The following is a 5,983-nucleotide window of genomic DNA, read 5'->3' as shown; positions in this document are numbered from 1 at the left end:
TTCATCGTGATCTTCAATAAACATAAACAAAGTCACAAATGGAGCTTGTCCATTGGAAGTCATCAATGTATTGATTTGATATTGGATTGTTTGAATTCCCGATTCCAAATCTTTTTGAGTCATCTTATCTGCCATTTTTTCAGCCATGTCGATGTCTCCAAGAGTTTCGATACACAAATTCAAATTCTTTTCGTAAGATTTTCTCAAATATTTTGACAAACATCTAATATCGATACTTTGACCACCGTATTGATTACTTGCTATTTGCGCGATTATTTGAGTCATCACATTACAAGCAACTTGGAATGATTTTGGTGATTCGATTAATTTGCCATTTACAACAGTTCCCTTGTCAAGCATATCTTTCATATTTACAAGACAACAGTTAAACATTGGTTGAATTATGTAATCCATATCGTGAAGGTGAATTGCTCCTTCATCGTGAGCTTGAAGCAAATCTTGTGGAATAAGCTTTCTTCTGGCAATATCCTTGCTAACTTCACCAGCGATTAAATCTCTTTGAGTAGAAGCTATCACAGCGTTTTTGTTGGAATTTTCTTCTAACAAGTCCTTGTTACTTTCTTCCAACAATCCGATTATACTTTCATCAGTAGTGTTAGTTTCTCTTTTATATTTTTGTACAGCTTTGTAATTTTCGTACGCTCTTGCCGTAGCGGGATTGTTGTACTGAATTAACTTATAATAAACTTGGTCTTCAATATCAGTAATACTCAAAACTTTTCCAATCGTTTTGGCGTATCCTTCGATTTCGTTGGCGATTTTTTCAGCCAAATTCGGTTCGTAAATTCCTGTACTACTATTCATAGCTTTTTCTATCGCAACGACAATTTTTTTTGCGTCAAATTCAACTTGTCGTCCGTCTCTTTTTTCTACAGTTAGCATTTGCAATCCCTCTTCTCTTTCCTTTTTTATATGATTCAATAATTTTTTTACTATTTCCTAATACTGCTTTATTATATCAAATACTACAGATAGTATCAATATGTGGGTTTTTGATTTTTATTCATACTATATATAGTTAGTAGGATTTAAAACATTAAAAAAGCACCTTATCAAAAAGGTGCTCTGCATAATAATTTAATTGTGGCAAATTTAAGCTAATATTTATAATTTTAAAATTATTTTAAAATTCCAAATTCATATCCCTTATCTTTAAAATTTTTAATAATTGCTGAAAGTGAATCAACAGTTAGTTGTTTTCCTGGTGCATCGTGACACAAAACTACAACTAAATCTTGCTCAGCTTGATAAGTTAATGAAGTATTTGCAAATTCAACCATACCTTCCACTGTCGTTGGTCTTCTGCTTTTTGGTTCTGCATCTCCAACCAAACTGTTCCAGTCAATCCAGTGAATTCCCAAAGATTCTAAGGCATCATCGCCTGGCTTTAATTGTTGCCAACTCATGTGTCCACCTGGATATCTCCACACGCTTGTTTTAAAATCTGGACCAAGAACATCTTGCAATGCTTTTTGTGCCATTTCTGCTTCTTTTTTAATTCTATCAGCGTTTGCAACTCTTCCTGGATATAATTTTGAATAATCGTGTTCAAAAGAGTGAAGTGCAATTGCGTGACCTTCATTCAATTGGCGTTCCAAAATATCTTTTGTATCTTGAGTGATATGCTTACCAACTACAAAAAATGTAGCAGGAACATTTTCTTTCTTTAATACATCCAAAACTTGTGGAGTTATGCTGTGATTAGGACCATCATCAAAAGTCAAGAAACAGATTTTTTTGTTGTCTGTGTTTTTGACATATCCTTCAGATTTTGTTGGTCTAATGAATTGACTAATAGTTTTAGCATCATAAGCATACGAATCTGCTTTTAAAATATGATTTGAACCCTTCATTAACTTATTAGGATCTGGTTTTGGCTCTTCTTTTTTCTCAGCGTTTTTTTTGTTCGATTTCTTAGAAGAACTCTCAGCTACTTTTGGATTAAGACTTTGTTCGCTGTTGGCTACTTTTACTGCAACAAAACTTCCTACAGCCAATACAAAAACCAATAGAACTATTGAGTTGATGATTTTTTTTCTTCTCTTGCGTTTTCTTCTCGCTTCTCTTTCTTCTCTCATAATATCTCCTATTTTTTATTTAAAATCTCTAAAGCTTTTTGAAGTTGATTGTCTTCTTTCATATACTCAACTCCGATTCCCTTTGCCTTTTCGTCCAACTTGATAACTACATCTGGTGTAATCCCTTGTTTGTGAATTTTGTTGCCCTTTGGTGAAAAATACTCGCTAATAGTAAGCTTCAATCCCTCGCCTTTTTCCATCGGTATAATCGTTTGAACAATACCTTTTCCGAAAGTTTTCTCACCGACAATTGTAGCTTTCTTGTAATCCTTCAAAGCTCCCGTCAAAATTTCAGATGCAGATGCGCTTGAACCATTCACAAGAACAACCATTGGTAAATTTTGTTCTGAAGCGTCACTTTTTTGAATATCTTCTTTTTTATTTTTATCTACAGTTTTAACGATAACTCCTTTTGGAAGAAGATAATCTGCTATTTTAACCGTAGAATCTAACAACCCACCAGGATTGTTACGCAAATCCAAAACAATTGATTTCACATTTTGTTTTTTCAAATTTTCGTATTGCTCGATAAATTCCTTATCAGTTTTTCTATCAAATTGAGTAATATTGATATATCCTATGTCTCCAATTTTTTGAGAATTAACAGTAGTCAAACTAATCATACGACGTGTTATATTTACATCAAAAATCTTGCTAGTTTTGTTTTCCATTCTGGCAATAGTAAGCTTAACATCTGTATTAGGCTTACCTTTCATCACCTTCACCGCATCATTCATTTGGGATGCATTGTAATCCTTGCCGTTAATTTTAAGTATAATATCATCTTTTTTGATGCCTTTTTCAAAAGCTGGACTTCCTTTGATTGCACTAACAACAGTTATAGCACCAGTTTCAGAAGGAGTAACCACAATTCCGACACCTGCATATTCTCCCTCAGTTTGTTGGTTCAAACTATCCATCTCTTCCTTAGTCAAAAACTCAGAATAAGGATCTCCCAAAGCTTTTACATAGCCTTCCACAGCTCCTTCTTGTTGCTTGTTCTTGTCTATATCAAAAAGATAATACTGGTCAATCAAGTTTTCAATCTTATTGATCTTCGCTAATGGAATACCATTTTCATTGGCAATCGCAGTTCTTTTTCCCGTAGCATTTCCTACAGAAAAACTAAGATACACCAATAAGCAAAGCCCCAATCCAACAAAAACTTTTTTAAATGTTTTCATAAATCACCTCTAACTAATATATAGTATAACAGATTAACGATTTTTTGTATTAAAATTGAGTTACAATTTGTCTAAGATTATTGTGATTTTAATTAAAAAAATATCCTCTTTTAATGAATAAAAGAAGATATTAATTTACTCAAATTTTAAATTGTAACCTTAAATTATTTTAAAACGCCTTTTATTTTCTCAGCCAACGAAGTATTCCCCTCACTTCGCAACGCATAATTCATCGCAGGGTCGTTTCCTATCATGTAATCCGCGAATGATTGCGATGCGTAAAAGTCAGGTTTCATTGTATTCTTTTCAAAATCAAAATTCTTGTAATTAAACAAAAATGAATCTACATCTTCATAGTGTTGTCTAAAAACGGTTGTGCAGTAATTTATTCCAATATACGTATCTTTTGTATATGCGACATTTACATCTCCTGCAGACGTTGATATTGGAAACCCACTATTTTTTCCAATCACTTCGACATTATGAAATTTCTTCACAAATAATAAAGCACAATCTCCTGCAGCTGAGTATGTTTGATTGCTTATCAGAACTTTTATTTTTGTATCCGGATTTGCTCCCTGATATGCCATCATTTTACCAAATATATTATAGATGTGAAATGAACTTCCTCCAAGGTTATATCGTAAATCTATGATTATATTTGAAAATTTGTTGTTATCTAATTGGTCGCAAACATCCTTGGTAAATTTTTCAATCTTGTAATTCTCATTTTCTTTGCAGGAATTATACCTAAGAATCAAATTGTCATCCTTTGTTTCAATATAGTGTAGCTTGTTGTTGTCTACTGATAATTTTAGAGGTTTGATGATAGTATACTTATCTTTATTGTCATTTTTCTGTTTAACATTTATTAGTTCAGTTTTCCTTCCGTTAATTTTTAATTTACTAACTATAAACTCTTTTGATTTTTCAAATGGTAAATCTAATTTTACTATTTTATCTCCTATTTTCAATTCGTAAATGTTTTGTTCTTCTGTTAACACATTTTCTTTTTTCAATATTTCATGACAATTCAAGAATGAATTTTTAGTAAGATTTCTAAAACTTTCATTTTCACCAATAGCATAATCTTCTAATCTATCAATCACATCTTCCATTTTAATATTATTTATGCTTATGACTTCAGCTCCAAGTAAGTTCTTGTATTTATCTGTAGTTGCGACTATGTAATATTTTCCATTATTTTCGTTAATAAAAACTGATGGTTCTCCATTATATACTGTATTTACTGAAACGTGTCCTTGCCTATACTTTGAAAATACTTTCATTAAATCAAGATTTAAGTCCTTAGCTGTTTTATTGTCTGAATCATTCAACAATTTATTATAAGAATTTGTAATTTCATCCACGTTTTGTGCTTCATAAAAAACATGATTATCCATCATAAAATCTCTTATATCTCTAACCTGCTTCTTATATTTTTCTGAACTAATTGGTATATCACCTAAAATTACATGAGAATCATATTCTTCAGTATTATTAGTGTTAAGTGAATCTATCAAGTCTTGTTCATTAATTTTTATTATCTCTTCCTGTCTAGCAAAACTTGTTGTCATTATTAGAAAAATAGTAAGTACTACTAGCTTTAATTTGCTATTCATAGACAATATCTCCTCTCCTTATAATCAGATACACTAATATCAATTATTTCTCAATGCATAATTCATAACCCTGTCATTACCAATGGAGTAATCTTGGATTTGATTTTCGATAAACATATCGGGATACCACGTTAATCCATCTCTCTTATTAAGATTGGAACAGTGCATCACATCTTTGAAATTATAATCGTATCTTCTCATTTCTCCTGATGTGTAGATGAATAGTTTGCTTTTCCCAAGATATACAATATTTCCTCCAGACATATTATGATTTGAAGCTCCCGCAGTATTTGTTCCAATCATCTGTACATTTTCTAAGTTCCTTTTTACACTATCTATCATTCTTATGCCTGCTGAAAAAGTTCCTTCACCAATTAACACTTTAATATTGATTTTTGGATTTAATAATTGATATTGCATTATCGCAAACTCTAATTCTTTTGCGTGTGCAAACATGCCACCACCATTATATCTAATGTCTAATATGATGTTGTCAATATCTTCTGCTTGTATTTCATTTTGCATTTTAGTTATCAAATCTTTTAATACGTTATCTTTATTCATATCGTAAGAATAATTATATTTAATTACTAGATTTCTGTTTGATTTATAGAAATAAAATGGTTTATTTTCTGTGAATTGTTCTTTTCCCCAATTTGTATATGCATCCCATTTTAATTCATTAGTATCGTACATTATTTGATTGTAGCTTTCATCATCGTAGTAATCTTTGTATATTCCAATATTATCAGTTTTAATGGTGTCTACAATTTTATCAACGATTTTTCCATTTTGCAAAATTTGTAAATGTACTTTATCTCCTTTTATTATATTTTCTTTTTTAAGTAAGTCTGTGTATAACATGTAACCATAATGTAAAATATTTTTCTTGCCAGTTTCATTCTCTGCAGAAATGTATTTGCACACTATTTTCAATATTTCAGATGATTTTACACCTTCTATGCTTACAATTTTTGAATAGACGAATTGTCAAATCAAATGCAACACCTATGGTAAGAAACCAAAAAGTTCTTCTTTAGGTGTTTTATATTGTATACATTTTCTAGGTCTATTATTC

The 5,983-nt window shown here is 30.9% G+C and carries 5 protein-coding genes; all 5 read right to left on the bottom strand.

Annotation, left to right across the window (positions count from 1 at the left end; genetic code table 11):
• A partial coding sequence (nrdD, locus tag KHW44_RS05495) for an anaerobic ribonucleoside-triphosphate reductase (RefSeq protein ID WP_304066936.1) occupies positions 1 to 903 on the bottom strand: 903 nt, incomplete at its 3' end.
• A gap of 236 nt (positions 904 to 1,139) precedes the next feature.
• The gene (locus KHW44_RS05490; RefSeq protein WP_304066933.1) at positions 1,140 to 2,099 is read right to left on the bottom strand and encodes a polysaccharide deacetylase family protein; all 960 of its coding nucleotides are present in this window, start codon (positions 2,097 to 2,099) and stop codon (positions 1,140 to 1,142) included.
• A gap of 8 nt (positions 2,100 to 2,107) precedes the next feature.
• On the bottom strand, positions 2,108 to 3,283 hold the full coding sequence (locus tag KHW44_RS05485) for a S41 family peptidase (RefSeq protein WP_304066930.1): 1,176 nt from the start codon (positions 3,281 to 3,283) through the stop codon (positions 2,108 to 2,110).
• Between the two features lie 164 nt (positions 3,284 to 3,447).
• Complete coding sequence (locus KHW44_RS05480) at positions 3,448 to 4,905, bottom strand: peptidase S41 (protein ID WP_304066926.1); 1,458 nt, start codon at positions 4,903 to 4,905, stop codon at positions 3,448 to 3,450.
• A 39-nt stretch (positions 4,906 to 4,944) separates the two neighbouring features.
• Positions 4,945 to 5,832 carry a hypothetical protein gene (locus KHW44_RS05475; protein ID WP_304066924.1) on the bottom strand — a complete coding sequence of 296 codons (888 nt, stop codon included), beginning with the start codon at positions 5,830 to 5,832 and terminating at the stop codon, positions 4,945 to 4,947.
• Positions 5,833 to 5,983 lie beyond the last annotated feature (151 nt).

Source organism: Finegoldia magna (assembly GCF_018371055.1).
In the GTDB taxonomy this organism is placed as follows: domain Bacteria; phylum Bacillota; class Clostridia; order Tissierellales; family Peptoniphilaceae; genus Finegoldia; species Finegoldia magna_I.
This window is presented reverse-complemented; position numbering and strand designations above follow the sequence as displayed.